Below are 16,047 nucleotides of genomic sequence, written 5' to 3'. Positions count from 1 at the left end.
GCGTTTTTTTATCTATTTGTAATGCGCTTTTTCTGCTATTAATCAATTATTAATAGCAGGGAGTAAGTTAATAATGATAAGAAATACGACAATAGATGATAGCGAAGCGATTGCTGAAATTTATAATTTTTATGTTCTTAATAGCACCGTGACCTTTGAAGTTGAGCCGGTTACTGGGGGCGAAATTGCAAAACGTATACAGGCCAGTCTTGATTCTCATTTACCATGGTTGGTTGCTGAGGTTAACGGCAAGATCATTGGCTATTGTTATGCAACACCGTGGAAAGCGCGTAAAGCATATCAACACTCCGTTGAAGTCTCGATTTATTTAGATGCGCAGTGTCAGGCACAGGGAGTGGGTACACAACTTTACACTGCACTTTTCACACATTTAAAGACGCGTAATCTGCATGCTGTTATGGCAGGTATTGCACTACCTAATGCTGCCAGTATTGCATTACACGAAAAGTTTAGTATGAAAAAGGTTGCACATTTTCAACAAGTTGGAAAAAAATTTGATGATTGGATTGATGTTGCATATTGGCAGGTTATTTTAGCTGACATAAAAAAGCCCAGCGAACACACAAGCTAGGCTTTCGACAACAATACGGCTGAGTGACCACGTGTGCAGTCACTCACAATAAAAAAGCTTAGAGAACACACAAGCTAAGCTTTCGACAACAATATGGTTGAGTGACCACGTGTGCAGTCACTCACAATAAAAAAGCTTAGAGAACACACAAGCTAAGCTTTCGACAACAATATGGTTGAGTCACCGCGTATGCACTGACTCGGTATAAAAAAGCTTAGAGAACACACAAGCTAAGCTTTTGACAACAATATGGTTGAGTCACCGCGTATGCACTGACTCGGTATAAAAAAGCCCAGAGAACACACAAACTAGGCTTTTGTGACAACAATTCGGTTAAAGAGCTAAGTTTTGCTTAGCGCGGTTTAGGTTGTGATTAACTAAATCATTACCTGAGATTTTCACCGCTTCATAAAAATCTGCTAGAGCAGCCGTGTCGTTTTTCGACATAATGCGCGCAATACCACGGTTACTTAAAGCGAATGATGTAAGTTCACGGCGCTTATAGCCGCGTACTTCGCTTTTGTTAAGAAGCTCAATTGCTTCTGTGCAAAGTGATTCTGCGTGACTGAAGTTCTTTGACTTCACGCTTGCTGCACAACGATTAAATGCAAGTTCATATTGACGATTTAAGTCAGTTGATTGTGTTGTGTTTGCTAACACAGCATCATACTGGCCTTGCATAATGGCTTGCGATGAATCTGAGTCATTGATAACCATTAATTTATAGTCACTCTGATCAGCGATTGCGAAAGCTGAACAAGTAAGTAATGAGCTAAGGGCAAGTCGTTTTAAAAGTGGTTTAAACATGGTTAGTTTCCTCGTTAATCGCAGCATCGTTTGCTGATGAGTTAACTTTAGAGTAATCCATCTAAACCGACAAACGATTAAAATAAACCTGATAGATGAATTTTTTTAACTCATAGCCTGTTTGTGTAAAAGGGCGAGCGACTTGAGTGTGTTTGATTTAAAGGTGAAATAAATATCGCTTGCAATTTCATATTTTAAATATACGATCCGTATATGTTTCATATATTGGTGATGTGATGGGTATTGTTAAAATTAGTGATGAACTGCATGAAGAAATCCGTAAAGCAAGCACGGCGATGGTGCGTTCAATAAACTCGCAATCAGAGTACTGGATTAAAATAGGTATGTTAGCCGAGCTCAATCCAACCATGACCTACAGTGACATTATTAAAGAACAGTTACAGCTAGCGGATGTTGCCGTTAAGGAAGGAATCGATGAAAAAAGTGGTAATTAAAACACAGGACGAGCTGGCGCTCATGCGTGAATCGGGGCGCTTATTAGCCAAGGTGTTCGCGTATTTAGACCCTCATGTCAAAGCGGGGGTAACCACAATGCAAATTAATAACCTTGTTGAGCGCTATATTGTTGATGAATTGCAGGCAAGGCCGTCGAGCAAAGGCCAGTACGATTATCCTTATGTGCTAAATGCCTCTGTTAACGAGGTGGTATGTCATGGTTTTCCTAATGAAAAGTGCGTTTTAAAAGAGGGAGATATCGTCAATATAGATATCACACTTGAAAAAAATGGCTTTTTGGCAGACTCCAGTAAAATGTACATGATTGGGGCGGTTTCACCGCTGGCAACGCGTCTGGTTAATAAAACTCAAGAGGCGCTGTGGCATGCAATCAACATGGTAAAACCAGGTGTGCGGCTTGGTGATATTGGTAACGCCATTGCAAATTTTGCTCGCCAACAAGGCTATAGCGTGGTGAAAGAATACTGTGGACATGGCATAGGGCAAGAAATGCATGAAGGACCCGATGTGCTCCACTATGGTAAAAAAAATACCGGATTAGTGCTTAAAGAAGGTATGACCTTCACCATCGAACCTATGATAAATCAGGGAACGGCTAAAATAAAAACCAAACCCGATGGGTGGACGGTTGTTACTCGCGATAAAAAACTTTCTGCACAGTGGGAGCATACTTTGGCGGTGACATCTGCTGGTGTGGAGGTGTTGACCTTACGTGAAGAAGAGCAACACTTTTTAAATCGCCTAAGTTAGAACGACACTTCGGGTGTTGGCTCTTCGGATAACCAATTTAAGGCAGCCGTTTTTGATTTGAATATGCTCATTGTCATTCCGGCTTTTTTATATAAGTTGCGGTACGTTTCTCGGAGCAGGTTTGCGCCTTCAAGTTCATCTGAAATCACCAACGCGGTTTTTTTTGAGGCGACACCTTTACGTTTTAGTTCTGATAAATACACCATCAGTTTTTCAAGTGCCCCCGGTGTTGCCATACATGAGTTTTCAAATTCAACCAATTCATACCAGCCTCCGTAGGTATCAATCAATTTAGTAATGTAGGCTTGTTGAATAAATGAATGCGCGTCGATAATTTCTTCGTTAAACGGTCCAGTCGCTGTTGCAAAGAGCGTGTGCTGATGTTGATAAAACTCAACTAATCCATGAGGTTTAAAGTTTTTATACGGAAAATGTTTGGTCGAGGCTGTGCTGCGCATAAATTCAATACCTGAAACACGAATATACTGATTTATTATTAGTTTATTGATAGTAGCAGTTAATTATCCAACTTCAACCTTTGTGATTGCACAATTTTAAAACGTTAGATTTAAATATTAGGTATAACTACCATGTTGAACCCGCCTGAATATAGATAGCATTTTGTTCTGGGCCATGCGCTACATCTAAGCCAATACTGATACCATAATGCTCGTCAATTAAGTAACGAAAGCCCGCGCCTACTGTATTAACGGTGTCTGCTTTTGATAAGTCAGAAAAATTATCGGCAGCCCAACCCATACCCGTAAATGCATTTAATTTTATTTTATGAGTGACCTTATAACTGGCTTCTGCTTCAGTGACAAATACATTAAGTCCTTGGTAACGCGTAGCCGATACACCGCGCAAACTAATACTGGGTGGAATATATACGGGTAAGCGTTTTTCGCCTCGGTTATTAACCGAATCGTATTGCATACGTAATGCAAAGTTAAACTTATCGGTATAACGCCAGTAATTAAGAGCGGTTAATTTTAAACTGGTGTAATCGACTTTACTGCCAATCGCCTCATCGAAATATAAGTACTCGGCTTTATAGTTAAAGCCACGCTCAGGGTTAAGCGGGTTATCTCGGCTATCGTACTCTAATAAGGGGCCAATACCTGAAGTATTTACATCGAGTGAAAGGTGTTCTTTGATGATGCCATTCTCAAGCAAAAAATCTTCAATGGGGTTCTCTGCCAAGCTAATGTCCACCTGACGGTAAATTTGTTTGAAGCCATAAAAAAAGTTGCTGTCTTGATACCGAAGTTTTAAATTTTGAAATAGGGCAGGGCCTTCAATATTGAGAGAAAGTGGTGTGAGTAGTTTTATTTCATCAAAGGTGTAAAAGTCGAGGTTTATACTCGCCCAACCAATAATACCTTGGTAGCGAATACGGTCTTCATCCCAAAAGGTAATATGCCCAACAGCGGCTCCTTTGGTGCCATTTTTTGTGCCCATAAGACCCACTAAGCTGATGCTTTGTGGCAAGGTCGACCCTTCTTTTTTCTGCTTTTTTTTCTTCTTTTCGTTATCGTGAAAAAATAGCCCAACGACACCTAACCCAGGCCCGACGGCAGGCTCTGTAATAAAGGTTGGAATAGGTAAAAAAGAAATCGGTTCATCCACTTTTTGTTGCTGATTACTTAATTGCGTTTCTGCTGGCTTTATCGCGTAGTCATCATAGCTGGAAGCAACACTATGGGTACTCACGAACCATGCAGCCGCTAAATTTATTAGTACAACGTTTCTCACTTCTTTTTTACCTCAGTTTTGTGTTTTGCTTCCTTGGCGTTCGGTTATCAATGTTTTTATAGCTGGTAGTTAAACTCCAAGCGATGGTCACCGTCCATGAAATCGACATTTTCATTCCAGTTTGCAAAATACCGCAGATTCATGCGTGGATTAATTTGGTAACTTGCAGCAAATTCGTGGGTTAGGATATGACTTTGATCAAGGCCATAATAATGGTCTTTGTAGGTATCACTTCCTCCAATGGTTGTTAACCAGAAGGGGTTGTAGTTCAGCCAGATTTTGTCGGAGATAGTAACTTTCGCGTACATACCTATTAACCCATACGCTCCCATAATTGAGTAGCCACTGTCTCGAGAACCATCGTCCTCACGTGCATTTTCACCCAACGACGCACCAACCCCAGCTAATGGATAAAACGAGAAACGTCCCATAGGTTTGAGTGCCTTAATATAGCTGTAAGATACATCCATACTTTCGTCGGCAACCAAATTCGCATTCAGATTATAGGTTGCGTCTATTTGAGTGGCACTCATGGTGGTTAAATCAACAGAAAAATTACGGAAACGGAATGAATCGATTGAGTCTGTGGTTTTGCTATCACTGTCCCAACCTAATGTATCTCCGTAGATCCCTTTTACTTCAATGACATTCATTCCTGCGGTAGTTGCAATACCGGTGTCGTATGCTTGACCAATTTTAAGGTTGAGGCCTTTATTGGTAGCACCTATACCCACCTGTGTATATACAGCGAGTGGATCCGACATATCCTGTACTGCTTTTTCTTCAGCAGCAACCACGCTAAGTGGCACACTCAATGAGCATAAAAGAACAGAAAAGTACTGTGAGTTCATGTGTTGTCCTTACACAAAATAAAGATAAAAAATAGGTACTTTAAGTACTTATAGTCTATTTGCTCGATGAGTTCAATAATCGAGCTGATAAAGTTAGTCGGTTACAAGCGAAGCATGGGGTAGATCAATTTAGGGCAATTTAGTCATGTAAAGAGCGTAAAAAAACCAGTAAAAAAATCCCCTCACCACACTGCCTACACCAGAGCCTTAAGTGCACGTTTAGCCGTTTATAAATTTACAAATAAGGACCGCTAAAAGCGATATCCACTGTGCTGTCTCCTTCATTTCATTCTTGATTGCTTATTTGGTTGCTGAATAGGCATTTATAAATATTTAAAAGTTAATAAAATCAACTTATTAATAAGGGCTGTGTGGGTAAAAGAAAAGTTGATTTAAATCGTGTTTGCCTAATTTAGAAACTAGAAATGGTGGCTTTTTCATCTATACTGATTGTTGATTCATCATGAGACTATGATGTTATTAACAATGAAAAAGGATGATTTATGAAAAAACTACTCGCGGCGGCTATTTGCAGCTTGGTGTCCACCGTAAGCCTTGCTGCAGATAAACCAAACGTGTTGGCCATTATGGTTGATGACGTTGCCCCAATTTCGCTTAGTGCATATTCGCATGGTATGACTTACCCGACCCCAAACATCGACCGAATTGCTAATGAGGGTGCGCTTTTCACAGATCATTATGCGCAACCCAGTTGTACAGCAGGGCGAGCGGCATTTTTAATGGGTCAGTTACCAATTCGTACAGGTTTAACAACGGTAGGCCAGCCCGGTAACCCGTTAGGAATTAAAGAAGCCGATCCTACATTGGCTGAATTCTTAAAAGACCGTGGTTACATGACTGCTCAGTATGGTAAAAATCATTTAGGCGATTTGGATGAACACTTACCAACTAAGCATGGCTTTGATGAGTTTTACGGTAACTTGTATCATTTAAATGTTTCTGAAGAGCCAGAACAAGCTGATTACCCTAAAGATCCGAAGTTTATAAAACAGTTTGGGCCACGAGGGGTTATTGAGTCATATGCTAATGGTAAAATTACGGATACAGGACCACTGACGCGTAAACGAATGGAAACGTTTGATGAAGAAGTGTTAGAGCGTTCGCTCAATTTTATGGAACGCGCTGTTAAAGCTAAAAAACCATTCTTTATTTGGCACGCCACTAGCCGCATGCATGTTTATACGCACTTAAAACCAGAAAGCCGTCATTTAGCAACCGATATTAGCTCGGAAGAAGATATTTTTGGTAGTGGTTTAATGGAGCATGATGGGCATGTTGGCAAACTGCTGGACAAACTGGATGAGCTAAAAATTGCAGATAACACCATTGTTATTTACACCAGTGATAATGGTCCAGAGCAATCAAGCTGGCCTGATGCAGGCACAACCTCGTTCCGTGGTGAAAAAATGACAACCTGGGAAGGGGGTGTTCGCGTCCCATTTTTGGTTCGTTGGCCTAACAAAATTCCGAAAGGCTTAAAGCTCAACGGTATTTCATCACATGAAGATGTTTTTCCGACTATTGCCGCTGCGCTCGGTGAGAAGAACTTACGTGAGAAACTGAAAAAATCAGATAAAGTTTATATCGACGGTGAAAATAACCTTGATTACTGGACTGGTAAGGCTGATAAATCTGCGCGTAACTTTTTCTTTTATTACTATGAGTCGCAGTTAACTGCTGTTCGTTTTGGCCCTTGGAAAATGCACTTTGCAACGAAGCCAACCGGGATTTACTACGATGATATGATCACTCACAGTATGCCCAAACTATTTAACTTACGTAAAGACCCTTTAGAGCATTACGACGGGGTAACGGGTTTTCACCAAATCATGCGTAAGAGTTGGTTATTGCAACCTATTATTGCCAAGTTAAATGAGCATGTAAAAACGTTTGTTGAGTTCCCGCCTCGCCAAGAAGCAGCCTCACTGAATGTAAACGAAGCAATAGAAAAAGCGAAGTCATTAAATTATGGCCACTAAAGCCAAACAGAGTCTGTAATAAATAGGGCCTTTTTAGGCCCTTTTTATGGCGTGTTTATTTACCAATACTGTTCATCATTTCTAGTTGTTGAATAAACTGTTGAACTTGCTGATTGCCCGGTACAAGGCGCGCTAAGTTTCGTGCATAGAAGAGTGCTTGAGCGTAGTTTTCTTCACCAGCATACCACTGGGCTAAACTGTAACTGATGTCTGGGTTATTTGGTGCGAGTGTGAATGCATGTTCAAGGGCTGAAATGGCATGTGGCATGTCACCCAAGTCTTGCAACAACAACGCATAAGTAAAAGAGTAATTGGCATTGTTTTTTGCAAAATTAGCGGCATTTTTTAAGTGACCTAACGCAGCCTCTTTTTGCTTGGTGCGAATTAAGCTCATTGCCAATGCATAATGCAAATCGGCACTTTCATTATTTACAGCTAAGCCTTGTTTCAAGGTTTTCTGGGCGGCCTCCTCATCTCCTTGATTCCGATATAAGTCGGCTAAGTTAACATAGGCAGGTGCAAAAATTGGCTCAATGCTGATTGCTTGCAGATAATGTGCTTTGGCTTCCTCTGGTTTTTGTAGAGCAAGGGCGAGATTACCTAAGTTGGTATGTGCGTACCCGCGCTCAGCTTGATACAGCTGGGTTTGTTTATATTCATTAAGGGCTTTATTCAGGCGCTCAGAGTCTGGTTCATTCAATCCACTTGGAAAAGCCTCCATTAGCATAGGCGCTAAGGCGCGGGCTGCTTCTGCTCTTATGGGAAGGTGCGTGTCATCAAGCAGTGGATTGAGCATTCGCCAGCGTTGGTTGATGTCAAAAGGCATTGCCGCTTCTATTGCAGCTTGGCGTTTCAGCGGCTCAGGATCTTTTACTGATCGCGCAATCGCAACTACGGCATTGTTATCGGGGCTGCTTGCTAAACGGCTCAGTGCCGATGCGCGAATAATGTCAGGAAATGATTTGTCTTGCACAATTTTTGTCAGCATGGCTGATGCATTGGGTAACCCATTATCAGCGACATGGAACGCCTGTGAAAAGTGCTCTTTGCCTAAATGTGCTGAATTTGGGTGCCAGTTTCGTATCTGCTTTACTGCCCACTGAGGTGTTTTATCTTCATGGCAGCTATTACAGGCATTGGGTGCATTGGTTTTAAGAGTTAGGTCTGGACGAGGTACGCGAAAACTATGATCGCGTCTGGCATCAACTTGCATGTACGTATTAGCGGGCATATGACAATCAACACATTGGCTACCTTCACTTTCGAGTTTATGACCGTGGTGCTCGGGTGTATCGAAATCGACTTGGCTGTGACACTGTGTACAGGTTTGGTTGCCGGGTAGTTTTAGCTTTCCTGAATGCGGGTTATGGCAATTACTACAGGTTACGCCTGCATTAAACATTTTACTTTGTAAGAATGAGCCCCACACATAATTTTCATCCCACACTTGGCCATCAACATGATAGAGCTCAGGCGTAAGCAGCGATCCGCGAAAATCCTGTAAAAAGCTATGGGGATCACTTCGGTCGTTAAGTTGCGAACGACGAGCATGACACGTTGCACAGACTTGAACTTGGTCGCTTTTTACGAGAGGTTGCACGCTTTTCATGCTGCCGTCTTTTTGGGTAGTGAACAACGGCGTTTGTGTATTTATATTGTTAGCAAAGCCTTTATCTGTTCTTTTTTTATCACCATTTGCCCATTTTAAGTGTTCAGTTGTATCGCCATGGCACGCTTTACAGCTGACGTTGATAGCGCTGTAGGTTGAATTAAAGCGGTTGGTGTTAAGATCGAATTGCTTTTTAAATTCAGTTGAATGGCAATCGGCACACATGTGATTCCAGTTTTGTCCTTTTTGTGACCAGTGAAATAAATCATGTTGTTTTTGCTCAGGATGAAGCACAAACCAGCGCTGCCCGCCGTTTTCCTTACTACGAGAATCCCACGCAAACGGAAAAAGCTGAATGTGGCCTCCTCCCATATCAAACATATACTGCTGCAGTGGCTCGTAACCAAATGTATATAAAACGGGATAGTCAGTCAGTGTGCCGTTAAGATTTGGCATAGCAATAAATAGCTGTTGGTCGCGTGTATAAAAGCGTGCTTTTTGATCTTGGTATTCAAGTGTTTGATCATCAAAGTTGCCAAGCACTGTGGCCGGTGTGGCTTTTTCCATTGCATGAAAATGGTGTGATGTTTGCCAATCCTCGACCTGACTTTGATGACAATTAATACACGCAGGTTCTGCGAACACTTTCACAGCAACGAGACTGATAAAAATCCAGATTAGGCGCATCACTGAACAATTCCTTTTTATTTTTTTAGTAAACCTATTAATGAGTTATATCAGTTTGAGCTGCATAATCAAAGTACAGTATTAAATTAAAAACGCCCTGCTTTTTAAGGACAGGGCGTTTAGGGAAGTGCTTTATTCTGCTGCTTGTTTACGTGCTTTTAATTTTGCAGCATGGTCAATTTCAAATTCAGGCATGTCTTTATTACCCTTCATTAAATAGTTATCCATCCAGCGCATTAATCGTAAGCTGTAATCGTATTGAGCAGCCACTTTTCGGTTGCCGTGGCCTTCGCCTGGGTAATACACCAAACGCACATCTTTACCTTGTACTTTCATGTAGCGATATAGCTCCATTGATTGAGCAGGGTGTACGCGAGGATCATCTTTACCGTGCATAATAAGTAGCGGTGTTTTAGATTGACCAGCCCAATATATTGGGCTGCGCTCTAAGTACCACTGCCATTTATCCCACGGGTAAGAACGCGCGTGAACAAGGTTCATTTCATTCGAAATATCAGTTGTACCAAACTTAGAGAGTTGATTTGAAACACCCACAAACATGACGCTGGCAGCAAAGTGCTCGGTGAGCTTAGTTGCAGCCCATGCAGAGGCATAACCACCGTAAGAGCCACCGGTAATACCCACACGTTTGCTATCAACTAACCCCATTTCAACTAAATGGTTTTTAAAGTCGACAAGGTCATCAAACTCTTTACCTGCATAGTCGTTTTGGCCAAGCTTAGAGTAGTCAACCCCTTTACCTGTTGAACCGCGGTAGTTTGGATAAAACACTGCATAGCCGCGTGCTGCACCCATTTGCCCTGGGCGAGAGTAATTGGTTAACCAGCCATTTTTGTCATGACTTTCAGGCCCACCATGCACCGACATAATGAGTGGGTAACGGGTTCCTTCTTGGTAATCTAGTGGGTAAATTAGTACCCCTTCAATGTCTACACCGTCGCGCGCTTTTAGCGAGATAGTCTCTTGCTTTGCAAAGCGTTTATCGCTTAACCAGCTGTTTGAATCGGTTAAGCGGGTGGCTTTATTACCGCGAATAATAAAGACTTCGTTCGGGTGCTGCGCCGTATTAGCGCGAACAGCAAGTGTTTTGTCTGAGTCAGATACGCTTAGGTTTGTGGCAATAAATTTGCCTTCTTTGATAATCTTTTTGTACTTATTGCTACCAGTTTTAATACTCGCAATAAAGCTTTCAGTGCCCACATTGGCTATAAAATTAAGTGTATTGCGTTTATGAGACCACTCAAAGTCAACAACATGCCCCATAAAGTTTGGCAGCCATTCAGTGATTTCGGCTGTATCAGTGTCGGCTATAAATAAGCGACCTGTGGCTGGGTCGTGTTTGTCTTCGGCCCCTAAAATAGCAATATATTTACCATCGGCAGACAGCTCAGCATCGCCTAGCTTGCCTTCTGTTTTAAAAGACAGAGTGACTTCATTGCTTGCTATATCATACAAGTGCCACATTGATTTAGTGTATTTATCATCAATAAGCGCTGTTGGTTGGGTTTTAACAAGTAATTTTTGACCATTTGCAGACCAATTCATATCACTGACGTAGTCATTTACATTCAGTGCTGTAGGCTTTAATGGGGTGTTAGAGTTCGCTAAATCGACAATAAACAGCGCTTTATTATCCAGACCTAACTCATAAACTTCAGCCATAAAACCAAGTTTTTTCAGTTCTTTTTCAGACTTGTCTTTTGCTGGTAATGCCAAAATAGCCACATGTTGGTTATTTGGGCCTAATTTATAGCTTGAAATAGATGTGCCTTTTAACGACAACACTTTTTGCGCTTGGCCACCATCAACAGGGATTTGGTACAGTGAAGTGTATTCGTCATCATTCAATTTAGCTAAAAAGTACACCGTTTTGCTGTCGTTAGACCATTGAATGCTTTTGATATTGACCTTACCTGTAATGTAAGGACGTTCAACGCCTTTGTCGTCAACAATGAAAAGCTCACTGTAATTGTGGCCATTTTTATCTTTATATAATGTGCGCGGGACCGAGCGTGTAAAGGCAACATTATCGCCATCTGGGCTGACACTGGTTTGAACGACAGATTGAATCAATGGGATATCATCAATCGTGATAGTATCGTTGGCTACAGCAAATGTGCTAGACAAACCAACGGCTAAGGCTAAAACTGACTTTAGCATAGTGTTTTCCTTCGCTTGTTTTATTATTGTCACCGATTATAGCAATATGAAACAGGATTAGTAACGAATGCGGTTAATGACTATACCGAATGCCTAAATAGAAGCGACGACCATTTTTGTATATGCCTGTTGGAGCATACTGATTGCGCTCATAGGTATAGGTTGTTTCATTGGTGAGATTGATAGCATCAAAAATAATATCAAACTGTGTTGTCAGCTTAATAGTTAAGTTACCATCGAGTTGCCCAAAATTGTCCATTCTCTTGAATTCGAACTTATGTTTTATTATTTAGTTTTAAGTGCTTAGTTGCATACACAGAGCACTTAACGGGTGTCAAACTAACGCAACGTATAGCGTGTTAGTATTAATGAGTTAAATTTACTTATTGTTTTTTAGATAATTAAATAGCGGACATTCACAACTTTCAGATGAAAAAGTGGACAAATTTAAAAACGATTCGATACTGATTAAAAGAAGCTGAGAATAAACACAAAGAAGGAAATTTTAAATTGTCGCGGGGCACCTAGGTATTTTGTTTGTATCAGTTATACAGTAACCTCGTTTTTAATGCGAAGCTTTAATCCTTGGCGAACTTGGTTTTCTTTAGAAGGGGTGTTTTCTTTACTTTACACGCTTGCTTACGACTGCCGGTAACTAAAAAGCCCGAGTAAACTCGGGCTTATATAAATTACAAACTCTTTTTCGGTGGCAGCGCAACGTTGGCGAAAATTAAACCTGCTACTAATGACATAAAAATCAAGAATGTTTGCTGACCTATGTGCTCGGCGTACACAAAATCTTGACCTTCAATCAGCGAGTTTAGGCCAATGTAGGTCTTGCTCCCCGGGACTAACACGATTAATCCTTGCATGGCGACGATAGAAGCAGGTGCATTCGCAACACGGTTAAACAGGTTACTAAAAATACCAACCGATAATGCCCCTACAAATGTACCCAAGGTGTAGTCAAGATACATTGCTGAGCCAATGCTTGTACCATATGCAATAAAACCTGATGCAATTGACCATAGCGCATGTTTAAGCTTGGTTCTAAATATCACGATTAAGCTGCTACATAACATGAAAATAGCCAGCCATGCGGTCCACTTGGGTAATGGTTCTGGTTGCACAAAATCGGCTTGTCCGAAAATCGCAAACCCGATACCAATACCAATAAAAGCACCAAAATAGAGTTTAAACAGCAACATAAAGGAATCCATGACTCTGGCTGTTCCCGACACCAAATGCCTCGCTGCAAGTTCGGCAAAGCCTAACGCTAAAGCAAGCCCCGGTATAAACACAATAATGGCAGAGAGAACAACTAACCGAATATTAATTTCGGCATCGAGGTACACACTCACTGCACACGCTAAAATAGCGGAAACAATGGCCACTAATGGTTCAAGCATATGAGCAACGCGTTTAGAACGTGTTGACCAAAGAACAAATAAATACACCACTAAAGTCAGCAGTGCAGACCAAAATACATCATTCCAACTGGTGCCCATTAGCATTGCAAATGCACCACCTGATGTTGCAAACGCAACGCCAGTGGTAAATTTGTTGTAAGGGTTTGGCATGGTGTAAATAATGTCGAGCTGTTTATCAACCTCTTGCAAGGTTAACTCGCCATTGAGCATTTTATTTACCAGATCATCGGTATCAGCAAGCGAGCCTAAGTCATGATCACCCGGATCAACGCGTGCAACATGGGTGTATTCTTCTTCGTGGCCATCTGTCCAGATCACAAACGTCACTGAAGTAGGCGACATGACGAAGGAGGATTTTAGGCCAAGATATGTTGCGACTTCCATTAAGTGCGCTTCAAGTCGATATGCTGGTGTGCCATATTTATGGAGCATTTTACCCAGCTTAACGATAAATTTTCGTTTTTCAGTAAACGTTGCGTTTTTCAAAGGCGTTTTGAACCAAAGGTTAAATTGTTCAGTTAAGGATAGACCAAATTTCAATAAGATATAGTCTGCAAAGCAGACTATAAAGCTTAAATTTACCAGCGCGATTTTAGCGACAAACGCTACTATGTCTAGTGTTATTTAGGGGTAATTTACTTATTTTTTGCTTCAATCCATTGCGCCATATATTGTGTTGAACGCATTGTGTGATGTTTCAGCATTTGCCCTGTGAAATTGTTGTGTCTATGGCTTATCAGTGACTCACTGACGTGTTCAATTTTAGCCATTAATTGCGCTTCAAGTTTTGATTTATCATAATATTTTTGCAATAACTGTTTGCCATATTGCTGAGCTTGAATAAACGCAGATTCATCTTTGTAAAGTGCTACGGCGGCGTCGGCAAATTGCTCTGCATTTTCGCAAACTGTACCTGGCCACGGCTCGTTTAGGTGCATGCCTTCACTGCCAATTGGGGTGGTGACACTCGGCGTTTGCATGATCATCGCTTCCAGTAACTTACCTTTAATACCGGCACCAAAGCGCAGTGGTGATAAGCATACGCGAGCATCTTCCATAACTTTATAGGCATCATCTGCCCAGCCTTTTATTAAAAATCCTGTTTTAGGGTTATTAAGTGCCGTTGCTTTAGGCGGTGGGTAAGAGCCATAAATATGTAATTCGGCGTCAGGTAATTGCTTGCGGATCAACGGCCAGATTTGTTGTAAGTAAAGGACTGCATCCCAATTTGGGGCATGGCGAAAGTTACCAATCGTCATAAAATGCTGGCGCTCATTAAAGGGTTTTGTGTTGGTCGGAAGCGCTTTTAAGTCGACTAAAAATGGCAAGTGATGCAATAACGCACTATCAACGTTGAATACATCGTTTAGTAATTGCATTTCATAGTGCGAGATGATCAAACTAATATCTGAGCGCAAAATAGCAGCTATTTCACGTTTGGCAATATCACTGTGTAAGTCTGCAAAGTTGAATGCACGTCCTGCTTTATGTGCCTCGTGGCGAGCGTTTCTTAAGCATTGCAAGTCTTCTGTGTCGAGGATTTTTAATGCATTGGGACAGTATTTATCTACACGCCAACCAAATTGCTCTTCCATCATGAAGCGATCAAACATCACGATATCGGGATTATAAGCTTGTACATACTGATCAAAGCTGGCGCAGTTTAGGGCAATGACTTGGCTGGTTATGCCTTCGTTTGCAAGGTCAATCATGTGCTCTGTTTTTTGCGCTGGACTGGCAAACTCGACTTGCCAGTTTTGTGCTCGAAAGGCGCGCAATAGCGACATCATGTGGGTGCCGGCGGCAGAGGAGTTTGGCTCTGGCCATACATAGCCGATCACTAACACTTTTTTCATTGACTTGAGTCTCGTATTTGTAAATTGACATCCACCAAAGTGCGGACAGGTGGTGTCGATTGATTAAGAAGTTCTTTTAAAACTTGGCAAGTGCGCTTACCAATTTCATCGGCATTTATTGCAATGGTTGAGAGCGATGGTAGCATTAATCGCGAGTCTTCAAGATCATCAAAGCCAACAACTTTAATGTCTTTGCCCGGTTCTAATCCATGTTGGCGCATTGCTTCAATGGCACCATAAGCAATCACATCGTTAAAGCAAATAATCGCTTTGATATGCGGGGATTTTTTGATCAAACTGTTGAAGGCTTCGCGGCCACCTTGACGATTTGTTTGTGCCTGAATAACACGTTTGTCTTCGCTTATATTAAATTGTTTAAGCGCCGATAAAAAACCACTCAGTCGCTCATGGTAGTCTGATATTTCATCTACACCACCTAAAAAAGCAATTTCTTCAATACCTTGCGACAGGATATGGCTGGTAGCAATATGAGTGCCTTTTTTGTTGTCGGGTAAAACGCACGGTGCTGCCGAAAAGGGAACCTCACGCATTATATTAATTACAGGAAAGCCGCTATTAATCAGGTCATCTTGCCAGCTTTGTTCGGTGCCAGGGGCCGGGCACATAATAAAAGCAGACACATTGTATTCTTTTAGAGTTTTTACAACTTGCTTTTGTCTTTCTACACATTCGGCAATATTTACCAACATAGGCAACATCCCTAAATCGTAAATATGCTTCTCCAAGCCTACTGCTAGTTGCGCTGAGTAGGGGTTGGTTAGGTCATTAATTACCAGTGCGACAAGATTCGAGCGCTTACTTCGAAGTGCTGCGGCGTCTCGGTTATATACATAACCAAGCTTATCGATGGCAGTCAGCACTTTTTCTTTACTTTTATTACTGACTTTATCACTGTTAGTGAGAACCAAAGACACGGTAGATTTTGATACTTGCGCTTCTTTGGCTACGTCCCAAATAGTGACTTTGCCCGTTGATTTTTTCATTTTTGTCTAGCGAAAAGTAGCGAATATAGTGTGCTTATATTAGCGTAA

The 16,047-nt window shown here is 41.4% G+C and carries 14 protein-coding genes; 4 read left to right on the top strand and 10 right to left on the bottom strand.

Annotation, left to right across the window (positions count from 1 at the left end; translation table 11 throughout):
* Positions 1 to 73 precede the first annotated feature (73 nt).
* Positions 74 to 592 carry an arsinothricin resistance N-acetyltransferase ArsN1 family B gene (locus tag GZH31_RS18815; RefSeq protein ID WP_180311701.1) on the top strand — a complete coding sequence of 173 codons (519 nt, stop codon included), beginning with the start codon at positions 74 to 76 and terminating at the stop codon, positions 590 to 592.
* A gap of 333 nt (positions 593 to 925) precedes the next feature.
* Here the strand turns inward: GZH31_RS18815 and GZH31_RS18810 are convergent, their stop codons facing one another.
* Entirely contained in the window at positions 926 to 1,399 is a 474-nt protein-coding gene (locus tag GZH31_RS18810) for a hypothetical protein (protein ID WP_036972309.1), read from the bottom strand.
* Between the two features lie 236 nt (positions 1,400 to 1,635).
* Between GZH31_RS18810 and GZH31_RS18805 the strand changes: the two genes are divergently transcribed.
* Positions 1,636 to 1,854, top strand: coding sequence for a ParD-like family protein (locus tag GZH31_RS18805; RefSeq protein WP_036972307.1), 219 nt, complete (start codon positions 1,636 to 1,638; stop codon positions 1,852 to 1,854).
* Positions 1,835 to 2,626, top strand: a complete 792-nt coding sequence (map, locus tag GZH31_RS18800) for a type I methionyl aminopeptidase (RefSeq protein WP_180311700.1) — start codon at positions 1,835 to 1,837, stop codon at positions 2,624 to 2,626. Before GZH31_RS18805 ends, map begins: the two co-directional genes overlap by 20 nt.
* On the opposite strand, the gene GZH31_RS18795 is transcribed toward map, so the two are convergent.
* From GZH31_RS18795 to GZH31_RS18785, 3 genes are all read right to left on the bottom strand, one after another.
* Complete coding sequence (locus tag GZH31_RS18795; protein ID WP_180311699.1) at positions 2,623 to 3,084, bottom strand: hypothetical protein; 462 nt, start codon at positions 3,082 to 3,084, stop codon at positions 2,623 to 2,625. The genes map and GZH31_RS18795 overlap by 4 nt on opposite strands.
* A gap of 127 nt (positions 3,085 to 3,211) precedes the next feature.
* Positions 3,212 to 4,381, bottom strand: coding sequence for a BamA/TamA family outer membrane protein (locus GZH31_RS18790; RefSeq protein WP_244887007.1), 1,170 nt, complete (start codon positions 4,379 to 4,381; stop codon positions 3,212 to 3,214).
* A 56-nt stretch (positions 4,382 to 4,437) separates the two neighbouring features.
* Complete coding sequence (locus tag GZH31_RS18785) at positions 4,438 to 5,232, bottom strand: hypothetical protein (RefSeq protein WP_051501878.1); 795 nt, start codon at positions 5,230 to 5,232, stop codon at positions 4,438 to 4,440.
* A gap of 503 nt (positions 5,233 to 5,735) precedes the next feature.
* Between GZH31_RS18785 and GZH31_RS18780 the strand changes: the two genes are divergently transcribed.
* Positions 5,736 to 7,232 carry an arylsulfatase gene (locus GZH31_RS18780; protein ID WP_036972304.1) on the top strand — a complete coding sequence of 499 codons (1,497 nt, stop codon included), beginning with the start codon at positions 5,736 to 5,738 and terminating at the stop codon, positions 7,230 to 7,232.
* Positions 7,233 to 7,287: 55 nt separating this feature from the next.
* Here the strand turns inward: GZH31_RS18780 and GZH31_RS18775 are convergent, their stop codons facing one another.
* The 6 genes from GZH31_RS18775 to GZH31_RS18750 all read right to left on the bottom strand — a co-directional run bounded on the left by GZH31_RS18775 (position 7,288) and on the right by GZH31_RS18750 (position 15,999).
* A complete protein-coding gene (locus GZH31_RS18775) occupies positions 7,288 to 9,528 on the bottom strand; it encodes a tetratricopeptide repeat protein (protein WP_180311924.1) in 2,241 nt (746 codons plus the stop codon).
* Between the two features lie 132 nt (positions 9,529 to 9,660).
* A complete protein-coding gene (locus GZH31_RS18770) occupies positions 9,661 to 11,709 on the bottom strand; it encodes a S9 family peptidase (protein ID WP_036972302.1) in 2,049 nt (682 codons plus the stop codon).
* Between the two features lie 73 nt (positions 11,710 to 11,782).
* A complete protein-coding gene (locus GZH31_RS18765) occupies positions 11,783 to 11,968 on the bottom strand; it encodes a TonB-dependent receptor (protein WP_036972301.1) in 186 nt (61 codons plus the stop codon).
* A 430-nt stretch (positions 11,969 to 12,398) separates the two neighbouring features.
* The gene (locus tag GZH31_RS18760) at positions 12,399 to 13,625 is read right to left on the bottom strand and encodes a threonine/serine exporter ThrE family protein (RefSeq protein ID WP_036972924.1); all 1,227 of its coding nucleotides are present in this window, start codon (positions 13,623 to 13,625) and stop codon (positions 12,399 to 12,401) included.
* 149 nt (positions 13,626 to 13,774) lie between these two features.
* On the bottom strand, positions 13,775 to 14,995 hold the full coding sequence (locus tag GZH31_RS18755) for a glycosyltransferase (RefSeq protein ID WP_118845202.1): 1,221 nt from the start codon (positions 14,993 to 14,995) through the stop codon (positions 13,775 to 13,777).
* Complete coding sequence (locus GZH31_RS18750; protein WP_036972298.1) at positions 14,992 to 15,999, bottom strand: LacI family DNA-binding transcriptional regulator; 1,008 nt, start codon at positions 15,997 to 15,999, stop codon at positions 14,992 to 14,994. The genes GZH31_RS18755 and GZH31_RS18750 overlap by 4 nt, the downstream gene beginning before the upstream one ends.
* Between the last annotated feature and the right edge of the window lie 48 nt (positions 16,000 to 16,047).

It is taken from the genome of Pseudoalteromonas sp. JSTW (assembly GCF_013423925.1).
Lineage (GTDB): Bacteria > Pseudomonadota > Gammaproteobacteria > Enterobacterales > Alteromonadaceae > Pseudoalteromonas > Pseudoalteromonas lipolytica.
Note: the sequence above shows the minus strand (reverse complement) of the source record. Positions and strands in the feature narration are given on the sequence as shown.

Excerpts from the sequence above, each read along its gene's own strand:
- GZH31_RS18770 (WP_036972302.1), bottom strand. The coding sequence starts at position 11,709 with ATGCTAAAGTCAGTTTTAGCCTTAGCCGTTGGTTTGTCTAGCACATTT.
- GZH31_RS18780 (WP_036972304.1), top strand. The coding sequence starts at position 5,736 with ATGAAAAAACTACTCGCGGCGGCTATTTGCAGCTTGGTGTCCACCGTA.
- GZH31_RS18765 (WP_036972301.1), bottom strand. The coding sequence starts at position 11,968 with ATGGACAATTTTGGGCAACTCGATGGTAACTTAACTATTAAGCTGACA.
- GZH31_RS18775 (WP_180311924.1), bottom strand. The coding sequence starts at position 9,528 with ATGCGCCTAATCTGGATTTTTATCAGTCTCGTTGCTGTGAAAGTGTTC.
- GZH31_RS18795 (WP_180311699.1), bottom strand. The coding sequence starts at position 3,084 with ATGCGCAGCACAGCCTCGACCAAACATTTTCCGTATAAAAACTTTAAA.
- GZH31_RS18755 (WP_118845202.1), bottom strand. The coding sequence starts at position 14,995 with ATGAAAAAAGTGTTAGTGATCGGCTATGTATGGCCAGAGCCAAACTCC.
- GZH31_RS18810 (WP_036972309.1), bottom strand. The coding sequence starts at position 1,399 with ATGTTTAAACCACTTTTAAAACGACTTGCCCTTAGCTCATTACTTACT.
- GZH31_RS18805 (WP_036972307.1), top strand. The coding sequence starts at position 1,636 with ATGGGTATTGTTAAAATTAGTGATGAACTGCATGAAGAAATCCGTAAA.
- map (WP_180311700.1), top strand. The coding sequence starts at position 1,835 with ATGAAAAAAGTGGTAATTAAAACACAGGACGAGCTGGCGCTCATGCGT.
- GZH31_RS18815 (WP_180311701.1), top strand. The coding sequence starts at position 74 with ATGATAAGAAATACGACAATAGATGATAGCGAAGCGATTGCTGAAATT.
- GZH31_RS18750 (WP_036972298.1), bottom strand. The coding sequence starts at position 15,999 with ATGAAAAAATCAACGGGCAAAGTCACTATTTGGGACGTAGCCAAAGAA.
- GZH31_RS18785 (WP_051501878.1), bottom strand. The coding sequence starts at position 5,232 with ATGAACTCACAGTACTTTTCTGTTCTTTTATGCTCATTGAGTGTGCCA.